Source organism: Helicobacter didelphidarum (assembly GCF_003364195.1).
Taxonomy (GTDB): Bacteria; Campylobacterota; Campylobacteria; order Campylobacterales; family Helicobacteraceae; genus Helicobacter_A; species Helicobacter_A didelphidarum.
Map to the genome: position 1 here is coordinate 1 of NZ_NXLQ01000205.1, position 484 is coordinate 484.

At 31.4% G+C, this 484-nt stretch carries 1 protein-coding gene; it reads left to right on the top strand.

The annotated features are described in order from the left end of the window. Positions 1-484: bacteriophage T4 gp5 trimerisation domain-containing protein (locus tag CQA53_RS13000; RefSeq protein WP_407918860.1), on the top strand; the 484-nt coding region annotated here is incomplete at both ends.

The window sequence follows — 484 nt, forward strand, 5'->3', positions numbered from 1 at the left end:
ATCTGGTATCAATGAACTCACTCTATCAAATATTAAAGATAAAGAACAAATCTATCTTCATGCACAAAGAGATTATGATGAGATAATAGAGCATAACTTTACTCAAAGGATTAAACATAATAAAGACTCTCAAGTCAAAGGCAACTACACAGAATCTATCAACAAATATCATAAACAAGAAATATTAGGAGTAAAAGATGTAAGAGTAGGAGCAGAATATCTAACCAATGTAGCACTCTCTAAAGATACCATAGTAGGAGGAAGTCATACTCTTAATATAGGGATAGATAATAAACTAAGAGTATTAAAGAATAGTAGTGAGTATATAGGTGGGGATAAAGAGACTACTATACAAGGCAATACAATAGAATCTATTCATGGAGAAAGAATAGAGAATGTGAGAGGTAATAAGGTAGAGGTGGTGGAGGGAAGTTTGGATATAAGTGTCAATAAGGATATAAATATAAGCTCTCAATCAAACTAT